The sequence below is a fragment of the Streptomyces diastatochromogenes genome, assembly GCF_002242805.1.
In the GTDB taxonomy this organism is placed as follows: Bacteria; Actinomycetota; Actinomycetes; order Streptomycetales; family Streptomycetaceae; genus Streptomyces; species Streptomyces diastatochromogenes.
In genome coordinates, this window is the sequence record NZ_MCGQ01000139.1 from 1 (window position 1) to 1,886 (window position 1,886).

At 71.1% G+C, this 1,886-nt stretch carries 2 protein-coding genes; both read right to left on the reverse strand.

Annotated elements, in window-relative coordinates:
- On the reverse strand, positions 1-518 hold a 518-nt coding region (locus BEK98_RS47105), incomplete at its 3' end, for a cyclic nucleotide-binding domain-containing protein (RefSeq protein WP_143684285.1).
- Positions 515-1,886: NAD(P)/FAD-dependent oxidoreductase (locus BEK98_RS47110; protein ID WP_094222944.1), on the reverse strand; the 1,372-nt coding region annotated here is incomplete at its 5' end. The genes BEK98_RS47110 and BEK98_RS47105, both read right to left, overlap by 4 nt.

Genomic DNA, 1,886 nt, shown 5'->3' on the forward strand with positions numbered 1-1,886 from the left:
GCCGGGTTGTTCAGCTCATGGGTCAGCCCGGCGGACAGCGAGCCGAGTGCCAGCAGCCGTTCGCGCTGGTTGATGGTCTGCTGGGTGGTCTGGGTGCCGAAGAACAGGCCCTCCAGGAGATGGACGGCCATCGGGAACCAGTCACGCATGATCGAGGCGAAGGTCTCGGCGGGCAGGACGAAGAACCGCGAAGGCTCCGTCACCCGCAGGGAGTTGCGGTAGCGCTCGCCCTCGAAGCCGCGCATGTACGCCTGCAGGGCACCCGCGTACGTCCCGCGGTGCGAGGTGCGGTTGATCTCCACGTCGTCCTCGCCGATCCGGCGGGTCAGCACGAGTGTGCCTTCGAGGAGGACGAAGAAGCAGGTGGCGGGGTCGCCTTCCTGGTACACGGGACCGGTCTCGAACCGCTCCACCCGGCCCTCGCGGCACAGCCGTGCCAACTGCTCCTCGGTCAGGTTCTCGAAGAGGAAGAGGGTGCTCAGCTCCTCCACCTCGCAGGGCGTCGGCTGGTCGTTCATGACTGCTCCAGGTAGCGGTGGACGAGCATCACGGCCATGGCTCCCTCGCCGGCGGCGGAGGCGACGCGCTTGGCGGACTCGGCGCGTACGTCGCCCGCCACGAACACGCCCGGCACGCTGGTCTCCAGGTGGTACGGCGGCCGGGTCGGCTCCCAGCCCGTCGGGGGTTGTCCGTCGGCGGTCAGGTCGGGGCCGGCGAGGACGAATCCGCGCTCGTCCCTGGCCACGGTTCCCTCCAGCCAGTCGGTGTGCGGGGCGGCACCGATGAAGACGAACAGCCACTGGGTGTCGACGAGTTCGGTGTGCCCGGTCTCGGTGTCACGCAGGGTCAGCTGTTCCAGGTGGTCCGTGCCATGGGCTTCCTCGACGACCGTGCCGGTGCGCACGGTGATGTTGGGCGTCTGCTCGATCTGCTGGATCAGGTAGTACGACATCGACGCGGCCAGGGACGAGCCGCGCACCAGCAGGGTGACCGACTTGGCGGTCTTGGACAGGTGCATCGCTGCCTGGCCCGCGGAGTTGGCGCCGCCGACGATGTACACGTCGTGGCCGGAGCCGGCCGAGGTCTCGGTGAGCGCCGAGCCGTAGAAGACACCGCGCCCGTTCAGCTCGGCCAGGCCCGGCGCGCCGAGCTGGCGGTAGGAGACGCCCGTCGCGAGAAGGACGCTGTGTGCGGCGATCGCGGAGCCGTCCGAGAAGCGGACCGTGCGGGACGCCCCGTCGGCCTCAAGTCCCGTCACCTCGCGGGCGGTCACGATCTCGGCGCCGAACTTGGTGGCCTGGCGGCGGGCGCGGTCGGTGAGCTGGGCGCCGGAGACGCCGTCCGGGAAGCCGAGGTAGTTCTCGATCCGTGAGCTCTGGCCGGCCTGCCCGCCGGTGGCCGACCGCTCCACGAGCACGGTACGCAGCCCTTCGGAGGCTCCGTACACGGCCGCGGCGAGCCCCGCCGGACCGCCGCCGACCACGACCAGGTCGTAGAAGTCCTCGGCCGGCGTCGTCGCGAGGCCCACCCGCGCCGCCAGCTCACGGTCGTCCGGCTCCACCAGCGGTGTGCCGTCCGGGGTGACCACCAGCGGGAGCCGTTCGGCGTCGTGTCCGGCGGCGGAGAGCAGGCGTCGGCCCTCCGGCTCGTCGGCCGAGTACCAGCGGTAGGGGACGTGGTTGCGGGCCAGGAACTCCCGCACCTGGGACGACCGCGCCGACCAGCGGTGCCCGACGACCTTGACGCTGGGAGCGGGCCGGTGGTCGGTGGCCCGCCAGGCGGCCAGCAGGTCGTCCAGGACCGGGTAGAGCTTCTCCTCGGGCGGGTCCCACGGCTTGAGCAGATAGTGGTCGAGATCGACCACGTTGATCGCGTCGATCGCCGCG